At 29.8% G+C, this 17,454-nt stretch carries 19 protein-coding genes; 14 read left to right on the top strand and 5 right to left on the bottom strand.

Annotated features, from left to right (window positions below; genetic code table 11):
• Nucleotides 1-9: 9 nt before the first annotated feature.
• Both ACRCYC_RS05680 and ACRCYC_RS05685 read right to left on the bottom strand, forming a co-directional pair.
• Nucleotides 10-654 carry a Crp/Fnr family transcriptional regulator gene (locus tag ACRCYC_RS05680; protein WP_438618141.1) on the bottom strand — a complete coding sequence of 215 codons (645 nt, stop codon included), beginning with the start codon at nt 652-654 and terminating at the stop codon, nt 10-12.
• Nucleotides 655-739: 85 nt separating this feature from the next.
• Nucleotides 740-1,609: a LysR family transcriptional regulator gene (locus tag ACRCYC_RS05685; RefSeq protein ID WP_438618143.1), complete on the bottom strand. Its 870-nt coding sequence runs from the start codon at nt 1,607-1,609 to the stop codon at nt 740-742.
• 209 nt (nt 1,610-1,818) lie between these two features.
• On the opposite strand from ACRCYC_RS05685, the gene ACRCYC_RS05690 reads away from it, so the two are divergent.
• The 10 genes from ACRCYC_RS05690 to ACRCYC_RS05735 all read left to right on the top strand — a co-directional run bounded on the left by ACRCYC_RS05690 (nt 1,819) and on the right by ACRCYC_RS05735 (nt 12,132).
• A complete protein-coding gene (locus ACRCYC_RS05690) occupies nt 1,819-3,192 on the top strand; it encodes a hypothetical protein (RefSeq protein WP_438618144.1) in 1,374 nt (457 codons plus the stop codon).
• A gap of 48 nt (nt 3,193-3,240) precedes the next feature.
• Entirely contained in the window at nt 3,241-4,749 is a 1,509-nt protein-coding gene (locus ACRCYC_RS05695) for an acetyl-CoA hydrolase/transferase family protein (RefSeq protein WP_438618145.1), read from the top strand.
• A 318-nt stretch (nt 4,750-5,067) separates the two neighbouring features.
• The gene (locus ACRCYC_RS05700) at nt 5,068-6,738 is read left to right on the top strand and encodes an acyl-CoA mutase large subunit family protein (RefSeq protein ID WP_438618146.1); all 1,671 of its coding nucleotides are present in this window, start codon (nt 5,068-5,070) and stop codon (nt 6,736-6,738) included.
• Between the two features lie 12 nt (nt 6,739-6,750).
• The gene (locus tag ACRCYC_RS05705; protein WP_438618147.1) at nt 6,751-7,152 is read left to right on the top strand and encodes a cobalamin B12-binding domain-containing protein; all 402 of its coding nucleotides are present in this window, start codon (nt 6,751-6,753) and stop codon (nt 7,150-7,152) included.
• Between the two features lie 12 nt (nt 7,153-7,164).
• Nucleotides 7,165-8,100, top strand: coding sequence for a methylmalonyl Co-A mutase-associated GTPase MeaB (gene meaB, locus ACRCYC_RS05710; protein ID WP_438618148.1), 936 nt, complete (start codon nt 7,165-7,167; stop codon nt 8,098-8,100).
• A 21-nt stretch (nt 8,101-8,121) separates the two neighbouring features.
• Complete coding sequence (gene mce, locus ACRCYC_RS05715) at nt 8,122-8,532, top strand: methylmalonyl-CoA epimerase (RefSeq protein ID WP_438618149.1); 411 nt, start codon at nt 8,122-8,124, stop codon at nt 8,530-8,532.
• Between the two features lie 28 nt (nt 8,533-8,560).
• Nucleotides 8,561-10,108 carry a methylmalonyl-CoA decarboxylase subunit alpha gene (gene mmdA, locus ACRCYC_RS05720; RefSeq protein ID WP_438618150.1) on the top strand — a complete coding sequence of 516 codons (1,548 nt, stop codon included), beginning with the start codon at nt 8,561-8,563 and terminating at the stop codon, nt 10,106-10,108.
• 14 nt (nt 10,109-10,122) lie between these two features.
• Complete coding sequence (locus ACRCYC_RS05725) at nt 10,123-10,515, top strand: OadG family protein (protein WP_438618151.1); 393 nt, start codon at nt 10,123-10,125, stop codon at nt 10,513-10,515.
• 21 nt (nt 10,516-10,536) lie between these two features.
• The gene (locus tag ACRCYC_RS05730; RefSeq protein ID WP_438618152.1) at nt 10,537-10,914 is read left to right on the top strand and encodes a biotin/lipoyl-containing protein; all 378 of its coding nucleotides are present in this window, start codon (nt 10,537-10,539) and stop codon (nt 10,912-10,914) included.
• A gap of 66 nt (nt 10,915-10,980) precedes the next feature.
• Nucleotides 10,981-12,132 carry a sodium ion-translocating decarboxylase subunit beta gene (locus ACRCYC_RS05735; protein ID WP_438618161.1) on the top strand — a complete coding sequence of 384 codons (1,152 nt, stop codon included), beginning with the start codon at nt 10,981-10,983 and terminating at the stop codon, nt 12,130-12,132.
• A gap of 70 nt (nt 12,133-12,202) precedes the next feature.
• On the opposite strand, the gene ACRCYC_RS05740 is transcribed toward ACRCYC_RS05735, so the two are convergent.
• Both ACRCYC_RS05740 and ACRCYC_RS05745 read right to left on the bottom strand, forming a co-directional pair.
• Nucleotides 12,203-12,469, bottom strand: coding sequence for a DUF1294 domain-containing protein (locus ACRCYC_RS05740; protein ID WP_438618154.1), 267 nt, complete (start codon nt 12,467-12,469; stop codon nt 12,203-12,205).
• A 94-nt stretch (nt 12,470-12,563) separates the two neighbouring features.
• Nucleotides 12,564-12,749: a hypothetical protein gene (locus ACRCYC_RS05745; RefSeq protein WP_438618155.1), complete on the bottom strand. Its 186-nt coding sequence runs from the start codon at nt 12,747-12,749 to the stop codon at nt 12,564-12,566.
• Nucleotides 12,750-12,976: 227 nt separating this feature from the next.
• On the opposite strand from ACRCYC_RS05745, the gene ACRCYC_RS05750 reads away from it, so the two are divergent.
• From ACRCYC_RS05750 to ACRCYC_RS05765, 4 genes are read left to right on the top strand one after another with little or no spacing between them, the layout of a single operon-like run.
• Nucleotides 12,977-14,170: an SIS domain-containing protein gene (locus ACRCYC_RS05750; RefSeq protein WP_438618156.1), complete on the top strand. Its 1,194-nt coding sequence runs from the start codon at nt 12,977-12,979 to the stop codon at nt 14,168-14,170.
• A gap of 26 nt (nt 14,171-14,196) precedes the next feature.
• Entirely contained in the window at nt 14,197-15,072 is an 876-nt protein-coding gene (locus ACRCYC_RS05755; protein ID WP_438618157.1) for a tagatose bisphosphate family class II aldolase, read from the top strand.
• On the top strand, nt 15,035-15,988 hold the full coding sequence (gene pfkB, locus ACRCYC_RS05760; protein WP_438618158.1) for a 1-phosphofructokinase: 954 nt from the start codon (nt 15,035-15,037) through the stop codon (nt 15,986-15,988). The genes ACRCYC_RS05755 and pfkB overlap by 38 nt, the downstream gene beginning before the upstream one ends.
• Nucleotides 15,989-16,012: 24 nt before the next feature.
• Entirely contained in the window at nt 16,013-16,987 is a 975-nt protein-coding gene (locus tag ACRCYC_RS05765) for an N-acetylglucosamine kinase (RefSeq protein WP_438618159.1), read from the top strand.
• Nucleotides 16,988-17,017: 30 nt separating this feature from the next.
• On the opposite strand, the gene ACRCYC_RS05770 is transcribed toward ACRCYC_RS05765, so the two are convergent.
• A partial coding sequence (locus tag ACRCYC_RS05770; protein ID WP_438618160.1) for a helix-turn-helix transcriptional regulator occupies nt 17,018-17,454 on the bottom strand: 437 nt, incomplete at its 5' end.

Genomic DNA, 17,454 nt, shown 5'->3' on the forward strand with positions numbered 1-17,454 from the left:
GGAAATTTCCTACTCTATTAATATTGCTTTTAATCTTTCAATATCAAGTAGCTTTACATAGTCATTGGTATAGTCGATTAAGTTATCGCTTTTCATATTAATAAATTCTCTTGATAGTGATGGCCTAGGTACCCCTAAACTTTCGGCCAATTTAGTTTTTGTCTTTGGCATTTTTATAAAATTACTTTTTTGTAAAATATGTTCGTCTAAAAGAAAACTTGCTATTTTTTGTCTAATACTTACAAATGAAACTGTTTTTACAGCTTTATTAAGTTCTATTATTTTATTAGTTATATCGTTTAAAAACGATACTAATATATCTTTGTGATTAGAGCAAAAATCTATAAAGTCATATTTATCTATAAACATTATTTCACTCTTTGAATTTGAGATAACAGTAGCGGGATACACATTAACATCTGAAAAAGTTATAACTTCTCCAAATAAATTACCTTTTGAGAATGAGGAAATAAGTATTACCTTATCTCCAGGCAAAAATCTTTTAATATCTACACCACCCTTAAGAACCAAACCTATAGAGATACAAGAATGACCTTCAAGTGCGATTATATCTTCCTTATCGTAATTTTTAATTGTATATTTAGAATCCTTAAATAAATCTAATATTTCAGCTTTAGTTGAATTTTTAAACATGATTTTCACCTTATATATTTATTATTATGAGTATATGTTATATCAAAATTAACATTTATATTCAATACGGTATATACAACCATCATTATAACATTGAATAGTAATTTACTGCAAATTCTCTGAAAATTTTAGCATATTTGTTCATATAATTATCTGGATGCCAAGATAGATTTAAATATCTTTTACAAATAGGATCTATAATTTTTAACAATTTTATAGATTCATCACTACATATATCCCAAGATATTTCAGGTATAAAGCTTATACCCAACCCTGCAATAATGAGTTGACGTACGATTGAAGGAACATCACTTTCAAAAACTATATTAGGAGAAAATCCTGCGTATTGACAAAGTGAATTAGAAATTTTTCTAAAGGGTTTATCAGATTGAAATCCTATAAAGTCTTCATTAGAAACTTCTGATAAAAATATAGAATCATTAATCGCTAATGGATGATTAGATGGTATACCTATGAATAGTTCTTCTTCAATTAAGTTAATATAGTTGGGGTTAGTTACTTTATCTAGTGTAGAAGATATGCAAAAATCAAAGTCACTATAGTCTAACTCACATGATGGATGTTGATGTAATTTAAAAGTAATATTTGGATATAATTTTCTAAAGTTTAATATTAAGTTACATAAAGTATTTGAACCAGCGAGTACTAAAAGTTTAATTTCTTGCTGTGACTTATCATTAATGTCAAAGAGTTCTTTAATTCCATTTTCTAGAACTGATATTGTTTGATCTACTGTTTTTAAAAATAATTGACCGTTAGAATTTAATTTTATTGATTTTCCGGTTCTATCAAATAGTTCAACTCCGAGTTCTTTTTCTAAAGATATGATAGTTCTACTTAAAGCAGGTTGTACTATATTTAATTGTTTAGCGGCATTTGTCATATGTTCGGTTTTAGCTACTGTTTGAAAATATTTGAGATGTAGCAATTCCATAGTAATAATCACCGTCCTATAAATAGGTATAACAAATTTGTTACTAATATATAACAAACTATGTATTATACATCTATTAATTAGTCATATAAAATATTCTTAAAGATTAAAATTTTCTAAACTCAACATGTTAGATCAATTGACATCACCACATGCAACCTCTAGGTATATAAATATAGAATGAAAATATTTGATAAGGGGGTATATAAATGAGTTTCAATTTTGCTGATGTTTTTTTAAGCCAATTCATGTTAATGTTTTTAGCTATAGTTACAGGACTTATATTTGGAAAAATCAAATTTGGAAAATTTAAATTTGGTATATCTGGAACATTATTTACAGGACTTGTAATTGGGTGGGGTTCTTTTAAATATGCATCATCCGTTCCTCAAGGTTCATCAAATTTTAATATTGCACAAAAACTATTATCAGTAGGCGTGGTTTCAAATGATTTTTTTAATATATTTTTAATATTATTTGTTTGTGCAGTAGGCCTTTTAGCTGCAAAAGATATGGGAATAGTATTAAAAAAGTATGGGTTAAAATTTGTGATTTTAGGGATGATTATAACATTTACAAGTGCAGCAGCTACATATGGAGCTACATTTTTTAGTAGTGATTCAAATCCATACGAAGTTTCAGGAGTATATACAGGAGCACTTACAAGTTCACCAGGGCTTGCCGCAGCTATAGAAACGGCAAGAGGTCATGCTGCTGAAAGGGTAAAAGAATATGACAGTATGAACTTAAAAGATAAACAAAAGTTTTTAGAGATGGCAGGAGTAAAAAGTATACCAAAAGATTTAGAGGCATTTCAATTAACAGATGAAATAAAAGAACAATATGTAATAAATGCAGAGGCAAGCATAGGTGCAGGTCATGCTATAGGGTATCCATTCGGAGTGTTAATAGTAATATTAGCAGTAAATTTCTTCCCAACAATATTTAGGATAGATGTAGAAAAAGAAAAATTACAATATAAAAAAGAGCTAGAGGATGCAAGAAAATTAAATAAAGTAGGTAAAGAAATAAAAGAAAGTAAATTTGATATATTAGGATTTGTAATAGCTTCCACATTTGGATATATTATTGGAAATATAAATATATATTTACCATTTGTAGGATATTTTAGCTTAGGTTCCACAGGAGGGGTATTAATAGGTGCATTAGTACTTGGATATATAGGCAAATTTGGAAGTATAAGTTTTAGAATGGATTCGAAAGTACTTGGTATTATTAGAGATTTTGCATTAGCATTTTTCTTAGCTATAGTAGGACTAAGATATGGATATAAAGCATTTGATTCGCTAGTAGGATCAGGAGCATATTTAGGTATTGTATCACTAGTTGTAGGCATTGTAGGTATGTTTGGTGGATTTTTAATAGGTAAATATATATTAAAAATAAATTGGCCGATGTTATCAGGGGCTATATGTGGAGGTATGACATCAACGCCAGGATTAGGAGCTGCTGTTGAAGCGTTAGGAAGTGATGAACCAGCAGCTGGTTATGGAGCGACATATCCTTTTGCACTATTAGGAATGGTTATATTTACAATCATACTTCATAAATTACCAATGTAATTATTTTTGTTAAAAATTAAATAAATATAAAGAAGGGATAAATACTTTATGGATAATAGATTAAGATGTATAGAATTAAAAAATAAAGTAATGACACCTAAAGAAGCAGCAAAATTATTTAAAGATGGTATGATAGTTGGAACTAGCGGGTTTACGCCTGCTGGTTATCCTAAAGCAATTCCATTGGAGATAGCTAATAGGGTTAAAGATGGTGAAAATATAGGTATAACCTTAATAACAGGAGCTTCAGTAGGACCAGAACTAGATGGGGCATTGTCTGAAGTTGGAGTTATAAAAAGAAGATACCCATATCAAACTAATAATAATTGTAGAAAATCTATAAATAACTCAGAAATAAACTATTCAGATATGCACTTAAGTCATACTCCACAATGGGTTAAATCTGGATTTTTAGGAAAAATAGATATAGCTTTAATAGAAGCAGTGGCTATAACTGAAGAAGGGAATATAATACCATCAACATCTATAGGAAATTCTAATGTATTTGTAGAGTGTGCAGATAAGATAATTGTAGAAATAAACACATCACAACCTATAGAATTAGAAGGGATTCATGATATTTATAATATAGATACACCACCAAATAGAACTCCAATACCAATAGTTAAAGTTGATGATAAGATTGGAACTAATTATATACCATGTGATAAAGATAAAATTATAGCTATAGTATTTACTGATTTAAAGGATAAAACTAGGGCGGTAGCACCTATCGACGATGTATCAAAAAAAATGGCAAATAATTTAATTGAGTTTTTATATGAGGAAGTTGCTAAAGGAAGACTTCCTAACAATTTATTGCCTATCCAATCTGGCGTGGGAAGTGTAGCCAATGCAATTTTAGGTGGGTTAGTAAATTCAAAATTCAAAGATTTAGTAGTTTACTCAGAAGTTATCCAAGATAGTGTAATAGATTTGATTGAAGCTGGTAAGGTTAAGTTTGCGTCAGGAACATCTATAACTATATCTCCAGAAAGATTAGATGACTTTTATAGAAAATTTAATGTATATAAGAACAAATTAATTCTTAGACCACAAGAAATAAGTAATAATCCAGAAGTGGCGAGACGATTAGGTGTAATAGCTATAAATACAGCTATAGAAGTTGATATTTATGGAAATGTAAATTCAACTAATATAATGGGAAGTAGAATGATGAATGGAATAGGTGGATCAGGAGATTTTGCAAGAAATGGATATTTAACTATATTTACTACTGAGTCAATAGCTAAAAATGGAGATATATCCAGTATTGTACCTATGGTATCACACCATGACCATACAGAACATGATGTAATGGTAATAGTTACAGAGCAAGGTGTAGCAGATTTAAGAGGGTTATCACCTAAAGAAAGAGCTGTAGCTATAATAGAAAATTGTGCACATCCAGATTATAAAGATGATTTATATGATTATTTTAATAGAGCGTGCGAAGGAAAATACAAGCATACACCTCATATTTTAAAAGAGTCACTATCTTGGCATGATAAGTTTTTAAAATTTGGAAGTATGATGGAAAAAAATAAAAATCTATAAAAAAAATTATTTATTAATGAAAAAATATAAGTAATAATTGCATTATACATTTTAAAAATTATAATAAACTGTAACTTTAGGTGTATTTACCTACATTAAAAAAAATATAATTTAATAGTATGAAAGTTTAAAATTTGAAAATTTCAAATTTTACAATCTATCAGATAAATTAAATAAAAGCATTATAAAAACGATTGCAATATGTAGTATAGATATGTAATAATTTTAGTGAAGGGATATTTAAATAGGGGAATTTTTAGAAAATATTTAAGTAAATATAAACAATTAGTTTAGGGTAAAAGAATAGGGGGATTTCACATGACGAGTAATAAGGAACAAGTTCAAGCTGGATTTGCTAAGTGGGAAGAAGGTAAAGTTAATAAATCATTAGCTAAGTTTCCAGAGAGAAAAGAAAGATTTGAATTTGATACAGGAGAGGAAATGAAAAGGCTATATACACCATTAGATGCTACTGTTGATTATGAAAATGACCTAGGGTATCCAGGACAGTATCCTTTCACAAGAGGGGTTCAACCTACTATGTATAGAGGAAAGTTCTGGACTATGAGAATGTATGCTGGGTTTGCTACAGCAGAAGAATCAAATCAAAGATATAAATATCTAATTGATCAAGGATCTATGGGACTTTCAGTAGCATTTGACCTTCCTACTCAAATGGGATATGATTCAGATGACTCTATAGCTGAAGGCGAAGTAGGTAAGGTTGGGGTTTGTATAGATTCATTAGCAGACATGGAAATATTATTTGATGGAATACCACTAGATAAGGTATCAACATCAATGACTATAAATGCACCGGCATCAGTTCTTTTAGCTATGTACATAGCTGTTGCAGAAAAACAAGGTGTTTCCTCAGATAAATTAAGAGGAACAATACAAAATGATATATTAAAAGAATATGTAGCAAGAGGAACCTATATATTCCCAGTAAAGCCATCAATGAGATTAATAACTGATATATTTGAATTTTGTTCAAAAGATGTTCCAAAGTGGAACACGATTAGTATATCAGGTTACCATATAAGAGAAGCAGGATCAAATGCAGTTCAAGAAGTAGCATTTACTTTAGCTGATGGTATAGCGTATGTTAATGCAGCTATAGAAGCTGGGTTAAATGTTGATGACTTTGCTCCAAGATTATCATTCTTCTTTAATGCTCATAACAACTTACTAGAAGAAGTTGCAAAATTTAGAGCGGCTAGAAGAATATGGGCAAAGATAATGAAAGAAAGATTTAATGCAACTAATCCAAAATCATGGGCACTTAAATTCCACACTCAAACAGCAGGATGTACATTAACAGCACAACAGCCTGAAAATAACATAGTCAGAGTTGCAATTCAAACACTAGCAGCAGTACTTGGAGGTACTCAATCACTACACACAAATTCAAAAGACGAAGCACTAGCACTTCCAACGGAAGATTCAGTAAGAGTAGCACTTAGAACACAACAAATAGTTGCACACGAAAGTGGCGTAGCAGATAGTATAGATCCATTAGCTGGTTCTTACTATATAGAGAGTTTAACTAATCAAATAGAAGAAGAAGCATTAAAATTAATAGGGAAGATAGATGAATTAGGTGGTGCACCACTTGCAATAGAAAAAGGATTTATACAACAAGAAATAATGGATAGTGCATATAGATATCAAAAGGAAATAGAAAATAAAGATAGAATAATTGTTGGAGTGAACAAGTTTGAAATAGAAGAGGAATCACCAAAAGGATTATTAAAAGTTGATCCTATGGTTGGGGAAAGACAAAAAGAAAAGATAGAAAAACTTAAAGAAATAAGAAATAATGAAAAAGTTAAAGAAAGTTTAGCTGCTTTAAGAAAAGCTTGTAATTCTACAGAAAATGTAATGCCATATATACTAGACGCAGTTAGAGAATATGCTACATTAGGAGAAGTATGTGGAGTTATGAGAGAAGAATTCGGTGAATATAAACAAACGGTTATGATATAGGGGGGAAGTTATATGAGACCAATAAGAGTATTAGTTGCAAAACCAGGATTAGATGGTCATGATAGAGGTGCTAAAGTAATTGCTAGAGCATTAAGGGATGCAGGTATGGAAGTTATATATACAGGACTTCGTCAAACACCAGAACAAATAGTGGCAGCTGCGATACAAGAAGATGTTGATGTTATAGCAATGAGTATATTATCAGGAGCTCATAATCACTTATTACCAAAGGTTGTAGAACTATTAAATATAGAAGAGGCTGATGATATATTAGTAATAGGTGGAGGGGTAATACCAGAAGATGATATTCCATATTTAAAAGAAAAAGGTATAGCTGAAATATTTACACCAGGAACACCAACATCAGTTACTATAGATTTTATAAGAGAAAATCTAAAAAAAGCATTAGCATAAAAGGAGATAATTATGAAAGGTATAGTGAATAGGGTAGTAGAAGGTAAAAAAAGGGATTGTGCTAGACTTATCACTATTGTAGAAAATGAGCAACCGGGATATGAAGAAGCTTTAATAGACATATATAAACACACTGGAAGGGCTTATGTTGTAGGTATAACTGGCCCTCCTGGTGCTGGTAAGTCTACTCTAACTGATAAGTTAGTAAAATTAATAAGAAAAGAAAATAAAAAAGTAGGAATTATAGCTATAGACCCAACCAGCCCATTTACAAAAGGAGCAATCCTTGGAGATAGAATAAGAATGAATGATTTAAATACTGATAAAGGCGTATTTATAAGATCTATGGGAACTAGAGGAAGCTTAGGGGGATTATCAAATGCAACTCAAGCAGCAATAAAGGTTTTAGATGCTTATGGTTGTGATTATATATTTATAGAAACTGTGGGAGTAGGACAGTCAGAAATTGATATAGTAAAAACAGCGGACACAACACTTATAGTAATGGTTCCAGGATTAGGGGACGATATACAAGCTATAAAGGCTGGAGTTATGGAAATTGCTGATGTATTTGCTATAAATAAGGCAGATAAAGATGGTGCTAAGAAAACATCTTTGGAAATAGAAATGATGTTAGACTTTAAAAAAGACTGGGATTTTAGACCGCCTGTAAGTTTAGCTACAGCTGAAAATGGAGATGGAATCGATAAGGTTTATGAAAATATATTAAAACATAGAGCTTTCTTAGAAGAAACTAATAAGCTAAATGAACAGAGATTAGAAAGAAATAGAATAGAGGTTAAAGAATTAGTTCAAAGAAAAGTATCTAAGCTAGTTAAAAACTTAGAGTATACTCCAGAAGTTGATGAGCTTTTAGTTAAGACTATAACTAAGGAAATAGACCCATATTCTATAAGCAATATGTTATTTGAAAAGGTTACAAAATAATTAATTATTAGGGGGATAATTATGGATGTATTAAGAGTTGATCATGTTGGTATAGCTGTAAATAATTTAGAAGAAACTTTAAAGTTTTATGAGGATGTATTAGGTCTTAAGTGTGAAGGAACTGAAGTTGTTGAAGATCAAAAAGTAAAAGTAGCATTTTTACCTGTAGGAGATACTGAATTAGAACTATTAGAATCAACTTGTGAAGATGGTCCAATAGCTAAGTTTATAGCTAAAAATGGTGGACGAGGAGGAATACAACACGTAGCAGTAAGAGTTGATGATATAGAAAAAGCTATAGAAGAAGTTAAAGAAAAAGGCTATAAAATGATAGATGAAAAACCAAGATATGGAGCTGGTAATGCTAAAATAGCATTTTGTCATCCAAAAGGAACTGATGGGGTATTATTAGAATTAAGTGAGAGAAAATAGCTAAATTAAAATCTTTGGGGGTGATTTTATGTCACAAGAAAAATTAAATTTACTTTATGAAAAAAGACGTAATATAGAGTTAGGTGGGGGGCAAAAGAGAATAGATAAGCAACATGCATCGGGTAAATTAACAGCAAGAGAAAGAGTTAGTAAATTATTTGATGAAAATACTTTTGTTGAATTAGATGCATTTGTTAAACATAGATGTACAAACTTTGGTATGGAAAAACAAGAAATACCAGGTGAGGGTGTAGTGACTGGATATGGGAAAGTAGATGGAAGATTAGTTTGTGCTTTTGCTCAAGACTTTACTGTGTTAGGCGGATCATTGGGAGAAATGCATGCTAAAAAAATAGGTAAAGTAATGGATACAGCTTTGAAATTAGGCGCTCCTGTTGTAGGACTTAATGATTCTGGTGGAGCTAGAATACAAGAAGCTGTAGATGCTCTTGCTGGATATGGTGAAATATTTTATAAAAATACAATAGCATCAGGAGTAGTACCACAAATATCTGCAATAATGGGACCTTGTGCAGGTGGAGCTGTTTATTCGCCAGCACTAACAGATTTTATATATATGGTAGATCAAACTAGTCAAATGTTTATAACAGGACCTCAGGTTATAAAAACTGTAACAGGGGAGGAAGTAACAGCTGAAGAATTGGGAGGAGCATCAACTCATAACACTACTTCAGGAGTAGCTCATTTCATAGCATCTAGCGATGAAGATTGTATAGCTCAAATTAGAAAATTATTATCATTTTTACCTTCAAACAATTCAGAAAAAGCACCTTTAGTTGAATCTTTAGATAATCCAAATAGAAAAAATGATGTTTTAAATAATATAATACCAGATGGATCTAATAAGCCATATGATATGAAAGAAATTATATATGAAATAATTGATGATAGTGATTTTTATGAAGTACAACCATTCTTTGCACAAAATATAATAACTGGATTTGCAAGAATAAATGGTGAAAGTATAGGTATAATTGCTAATCAGCCAAAAATAATGGCAGGATCACTTGATATAAATGCATCAGATAAATCATCAAGATTTATAAGAACGTGCGATGCTTTTAATATTCCTATACTGAGCTTAGTTGATGTTCCAGGATTTTTGCCAGGTACATCACAAGAATATGGTGGAATAATTAGGCATGGAGCAAAAATGTTATATGCATATAGTGAAGCAACTGTTCCAAAGATTACTCTAATAACTAGAAAAGCATATGGTGGATCATATCTTGCTATGTGTTCAAAAGATTTAGGAGCAGATATGGTGTTAGCTTGGCCAACTGCAGAAGTTGCAGTTATGGGTCCAAGTGGAGCAGCAAATATAATATTTAAAAATGATATTAAAAATGCACAAGATCCTAAAGAAATGAGAGAATTAAAAATAAAAGAATATACAGATGAATTTGCAACTCCATATAAAGCGGCTGAAAGAGGATATATCGATGACGTAATAGAACCTTCATTATCTAGAATAAGAATCGCAGATGCAATAGATACGTTATCTTCTAAACGTGAAGATAGACCGCCTAAAAAGCATGGAAATATACCTTTATAGGAAGGTGGTAAATTATGAATATTAGCCAATTACTAGAAGCGTTAAAAGATCCATCGGCAGTACTTTCATTAGGAGAAAAGCTATTAGCTGGGGTGAGCGTAGCGATACTTTCTATGGGAGTAGTTTTCATTGTTTTAGTTGTAATAGCATTAATAATAGCTATATTACAAAAAGATAGAAGCGATAAAAATAAAGAAGTTAGCGCGACTACCAACATAAAAGAACTTAGCAATGAACTTATTGAAGAAAGTAGTAATGATAATACTGAAGAGTTAGTATCTGTTATAACAGCAGCAATTGCAGCTGCAACTGGAAATAGTATTAACAATATAATAGTTAGAAAGATAGAGAGAAGCAATAATAATAAAACAAGTTGGGAAAGAATGGCTAAAAATACTACAAAGTAAGTAAAACGGGGGGAATTTACTATGATAAAAAAATATAATATAACTGTTAATGGCAATACATATGGAGTTGAGGTTGAGGAATTAGGTATGGAAGCATCTACTCCAAGACAACCAGTAGTAAATCAAACACAAAGACCACAAGCGGCACCAAAAGTTCAGACACAAAAGCCACAAGTAGCAGCAGGTGGAGGGAGTATAGTATCTCCAATGCCAGGAACTATAAATGACGTACGTGTAAAAGTTGGAGATAGTGTTAAAAAAGGTCAAGTATTAGTTATACTTGAAGCTATGAAGATGGAAAATGAAATAATGGCAAGTTGTGATGGTACAGTTAAATCGGTTAATGTATCAAAAGGTGCATCGGTAAGTGCAAGTGATGTTTTAGTATCTATAGGTTAATCAATTACAAAATTTTAAAAGGGGGACTTACCCGTGGGAGAAGTTATTAATAATTTTATTCAATCAATGGGTATTGTTAATATAGATTGGCGACAAATTGTAATGATTTTAATCGCTTGTGTATTATTATATTTAGCAATAGCAAAAGGATTTGAACCTTTACTATTAGTGCCTATAGCTTTTGGTATGTTACTTACAAATCTTCCATTAGCAGGTGCTATGAATACACCAATATCATCGATAAGTAATCTTGCATTAAATCCAGAGTCTATAAGTGGTGAAATTGCTACAAAAACACCGGGGGGGCTTTTGTACTACCTTTACCAAGGATGTAAACTTGGAATATTCCCTCCACTAATATTCTTAGGGGTTGGAGCTATGACTGATTTTGGACCTATGATAGCAAATCCAAAGAGTATATTGTTAGGAGCAGCAGCTCAATTTGGTATATTCTTTACATTTATAGGGGCATTACTTTTAGGGTTTACAGGACCAGAAGCTGCATCTACAGGTATAATAGGTGGAGCAGATGGACCAACTGCAATTTTCTTAACAACTAAGTTAGCACCACATTTACTAGCACCTATAGCAGTTGCAGCGTATTCATATATGGCGTTAGTTCCAATAATACAACCACCAATAATGAGAGCTTTAACTACTAAAGAAGAACGATGTATGGTAATGACACAGTCAAAGCCTGTATCTAAAAAAGTAAAAATAATATTTCCAATAGTAGTTACAATAGTTGTATCATTGTTATTACCATCAGCAGCTACATTAATTGGATTATTAATGTTTGGAAATTTACTTAAAGAATGTACGGTTACAGATAGATTATCAGATACAGCTACTAATGCTTTAATGAATATAGTAACTATATTTTTAGGATTATCTGTAGGAGCATCGGCACAAGCTGAGATTTTTTTAAGTGCTCAAACTATAAAGATATTTGCACTTGGAATAGTAGCATTTAGTATAGGAACAGGAACGGGAGTAATTTGTGCTAAATTAATGAATAAATTTACAAAGGACAAAGTAAATCCTCTTATAGGAGCGGCAGGAGTTTCAGCAGTACCTATGGCAGCTAGAGTTGCACATAAGGTTGCACAAGAGGAAAATCCATCAAACTTCTTGCTTATGTATGCCATGGGACCAAATGTTGCAGGGGTTATAGGATCAGCTGTAGCAGCTGGAATACTTTTAAGTTTATTTGGGTAGAAAATAAAAAGGATATGATTTTTGTACTGTACCCCAATTGTTGGATCAAAATCTAACAATTGGGGTATTTTTACATGAAATTTAATATAAAAAAATATGTTATTACGTTAAATAGTATAGTTAATGGAATTCCAATAGTAAACTTAGGATGTTTAGTTTTATGTTTAAACATATACATTCCTATATATGATCCAAGTCCACCACCTATTATAGATAAATTTATAAGTGTAGATTCAGATATTCGCCATTCACCTTTGATTGCTCTATGTTTATCTATGTACATAAGTGAAAATGTTAATATTGATATAATTAAAAAGTAAATTGATAAAATTTTCATAAAAACCTCCTGTATGTATTAACTTTTATTATAATATAAAAATTAAAGATATTTATGAAAATTTTAAAATAAGAACTAGATTTATTTTTATAATTTAGTTCTTATTTTTATTTACAAAATTAAGTTTGCTAGAATTACTTGAAAAATCAGAATCATCATTTATACAGTTAGTATTTAATGAAGTAGCTAGTATGTATTCAATTTTTTCTAGCAATTCATATCCAATAGCATAATTATTAGTAGGTCTAATTGATTTATTTGAAGTTAAAAGATAAAACATAAAAATCCTCCTAAAATAGTATTTAATAGGAGGATTGCCTAGTATATTGTTTATTATTCAATAAGTTTTAAGATATTTGAAATGGTTTAATTAAATATATTTATATAAATCAGTAGTATAAAACCTATAAACGTATAAAAATACAAAACGTGAGTATGAAATTGCAAATACAAGGAAGTCATAAATCCATACAATAGTAGTATAAAGATTAATAAGGAGGGGTATGAGTGGAAGCTATATCAAATAAAATATTGGGAATAGAAGTAAAAGATTTAGAAGCATGCAATGGCATAAATACAGCAAAGGAAATAATTAATCAGCCTGATGCATGGAAAGAAGCTGTGAGTAATTTATATCAAAATAAAGAAGATATAAATATATTTTTACAAAAATTTTTACAAAAAGAAAAGTATAGAATTATATTAACAGGAGCAGGGACTTCGGCATTTGCAGGAGAAACATGTGAACCATATTTAACTAAAGTATTAGGTGAAAAAGTAGAGGCTATAGCTACAACTGATTTAGTAGCATGTCCTGAAAATCATTTCATAAAAGGAATACCAACACTTTTAGTATCTTTTGCAAGATCAGGAAACTCTCCAGAGAGCGTTCATGCAGTAAAACTAGCAAATGAACTTGTAGATGATCTTTACCAACTTGTAATAACTTGTAATGAAAATGGAAAGTTAGCACTAAATACTAAGGAAGATAAAAAAAGTTTATTACTACTTATGCCATCACAAACTAATGATTTAGGATTTGCAATGACAAGTAGTTTTACTACTATGGTATTAAGCTGTATAGGTAGCTTTAATATAAACAATATAGATAGTTTTATTGAAGATACAGATAAGTTAGCCAATTCAGTTGAATTATTTATACAATCTAATATAAAAAAGATAACGGAACTAGCAAATGAAGATTTTAAAAGAATAATTTATTTAGGCTCATCAACATCAAAAGGAATAGCTAGAGAAAGTGCATTAAAGGTATTAGAATTAACTGCAGGAATTGTTAATGCAAGTTATGATACTCCTTTAGGCTTTAGACATGGACCTAAATCAGTTATAGATGATGAGAGTATTACTATAATTTATATATCAAATAATAAGTACACTAGATTGTATGATATAGATTTAGCTAAAGAAATGTTGTCTCATAGGAAGAAAGATAAAGTTATATTAGTAGGATGTAATATAGAACATGAATTAAAAGAGTGTGCAGATTATACTTTTGATTTAGAAAATATTGAATATAGTTTAGACAATGAGGCATTACTACCACTGCAACAAATAATATTTGGTCAAATATTATCATTTTTAAAATCAGATATATTAGGAATAACACCAGATAATCCATGCCCAACAGGTGAAGTTAATAGAGTAGTTCAAGGGGTAATACTTCACGATTTAATTAAATAATATAAATTTAACAGGGGGTATATAATATGAGTTTAGAATCAACTAAGGAAATTTTATTAAAAGCTCAAAGAGAAGGATATGCAGTTCCAGCATTTAATATTCACAATTTAGAAACTATACAAGTTGTACTTCAAGCAGCGAGTGATTTAAAATCACCAGTAATATTAGCCGCAACACCATCAACAGTAAAGTATGCAGATGAAAATTATTTAATAGCAATAATAGATAAAGCTAATGAACTAAATGATATACCTTTAACATTTCATTTAGATCACCATGAAAACATAGATGATATAAAAAAAATAATAAAACTTGGATGTAAATCTGTAATGATAGATGCATCTAAGTATGAATTTAGTAAAAATGTTGAGATAGTTAAAGATATAGTTGATTTTGCACATAAATATGGAGCTACTGTAGAAGCGGAACTTGGAAAACTAGGTGGAGTAGAAGATGATTTAGAAGTGGATGAAAAAGATGCTTTTTTAACGAATCCAAATGAAGCTTATGAATTTGTTAAATTAACAGGTGTAGATTCATTAGCTGTGGCAATTGGAACCGCTCATGGACTTTATAAAAGTGAACCTAAGTTAGATTTTGAAAGGTTAGAAAAAATAAAAAATATTGTTGATGTACCTTTAGTACTTCATGGAGCATCAGGGGTAGCATATGAATCTGTTCAAAAATCTATAGAAAAAGGAATATGTAAAGTTAATATAGCTACAGAATTAAAGATTCCTTTTTCTAATGCAATAAAAGAGTATTTTAATGAAAATCCTAAAGCATCGGATCCTAGACAATATTTAGTACCTGCAAAATCTGCAATGTATAATGTAGTAGTTGAAAAAATAAAGATGTGTAAAAGTGAAAATAAAGCATATGATAACAGTTATAACATTTAATCCATCTATAGACAGATTATATAATGTTGATACATTTGAAATTGGCTCTGTTCAAAGAGCCAATTTTGTTAATCCAACGGCAGGTGGTAAAGGGTTAAATGTTGCTAAAGTACTAAATAAGCTTGGAGAAGATATAAACTGTATAGGATTTTTAGGTGGATTTAATGGTGAGTATATAAAGTCAGAGCTAACTAAAATAGGTATTAAAAATAAATTTACTCAAATAGAAGAAGAAACTAGAATATGTTTAAACATAATAGACTCAGAAAATAAAAGTACTGAAATTTTAGAAAGTGGACCAAATATAAGTAAACAAGAATTAGAAGAGTTTGAGAAAAATTTAGATAAGGTTTTATGCACAACTAAGGTATTAGTTGCATCAGGAAGTTTACCTAACGGATTACCTAAGGACTACTATTTTAGAATTGGAAATTTATGTAAGGAAAAAAATATAAAATTTATATTAGATAGCAGTGGGGAAAGTTTAAAGTTAGGACTTAACTCAAAACCATTTTTTATAAAACCAAATACTGACGAACTTGAAGCTTTGAGTGGAGTAAAGATAAAAAATATAGATGATATAATAAATATAGCTAAGAGTATATTACTTACGGGAACCGAGAATATATGCGTATCTATGGGTAAGTATGGAATGGTTTTAGTTAATAAAGAATTTATTTATAAAGTAGAAATACCTAATATAAATATTATAAATACAGTTGGAAGTGGAGATTCTAGCATTGCTGGGATAGCACTAGGTATTTTTAATGAATATGATTTAATCGATACTTTAAAGTTAGCTAATGCATGTGGAATGTCAAATGCAATGCATATGTCAACGGGTGATATTGAATTAGAAGATATTAAAAAATTTATAGATGAAATAAAAGTATATAAGTATATTTGTAAAAGTTAATATATGTGTATAGGGGGGGATTCTATGTACTATATAGGAGTAGATGGAGGTGGAACCAAAACTACTTTTACTATGATTGATAAGAATGGATATAAGGTAGCTCAGTATATAACACAAACAACTCATTACGAACAAATAGGATTTGATGGTGTTGAAAATATTTTAAATGAAGGTTTATGTGAAGTTATAAAAATTGCTAATATAGAAAAATGTGATATAAGAAGTGCTGTTTTAGGTTTACCAGGATATGGGGAAGTGAAAAATGTAGCAATCAAAATAGATAGTATAGTCAGTAAAGTATTTGAGGGTATATATTTTAAAGTGGTTAATGATGTAGAAGTTGGATTGGAAGGATCTTTAGCAGGTAAAGAAGGCATAAATATAGTAAGTGGAACTGGATCTATTGCTCTTGGAAAAAATGAAAAAGGTAATACTATAAGATGTGGTGGATGGGGAGATTACATAGGAGATGAAGGATCTGCTCATTGGATAGGTAAAAAAACCATTGAGGTATTTTCAAAAGAAGCTGATAAAAGATTAAAAAGAGGATTAATTTATAAAGGTATAAAGGAAAAATTAAATATAAGTGATGATTTTGATATAATTGATTACGTTTTGAACAATATAAAAAAAGATAGGACAAAAGTTGCACAGTTTTCCAAAATTTGTTTTGAGAGTGCGATGCTAAATGATAAAAATGCTTTAGAAATATTTAATGAAGCAGGATATGAACTTAGTTTATTAGTAAAAATGATAATAACTGAATTAGACTTTAAAAAAGAAATACTTATATCTTATTCAGGAGGAGTATTTAAAAGTGAAAAATTAATACTTGATCCACTTAAAAAATACTTAGAAGATTATAACATAAAGTTTACAAAACCTATTTTAGAACCAGATATGGGAGCTTGTTTAGCAGCCTATAAAATGATTAATAAAAATTCAGATGAAGAAATTATAAATAATATGATTAACAATTTAGACTATAACTTTGCATAAATAAGGTGGGTAAGTATAAACTTATCCACCTTATTTATATATAGATTTAGAGTATTCAGAAGGAGAGATACCAAATTGAGATTTGAATTTTTTAGAAAAATAATGTATGGAAGAAAAGCCTAATATTTCTGAAATTTCACTAAGTGTGTATGATGAACTAGAAATTAACTCTTTACTTTTATTTAACTTAATATTATTAATATAGTTTTTGAAAGTTACATTCATATTTTTTTTAAATAAGGAATGAAGCATAGTACTACTTATGTTAAATTTAGAACAAATTGTTTCTACATATATTTTATTATTAATATGTTCATTTATAAATTTCAAAATGTTATTTAATAAATTATTTTCATAAGTTTGCTGCATATGAGTAGTGGGTGTATTTTGATTAAATGAATTTTCAAGTCTTAAAGTATTTATAATTAACTGCTTTAAGTAACAAAGAGATAATTCATTTGAATATA

It is taken from the genome of Paraclostridium sp., from assembly GCF_051657365.1.
GTDB lineage: Bacteria > Bacillota > Clostridia > Peptostreptococcales > Peptostreptococcaceae > Paraclostridium.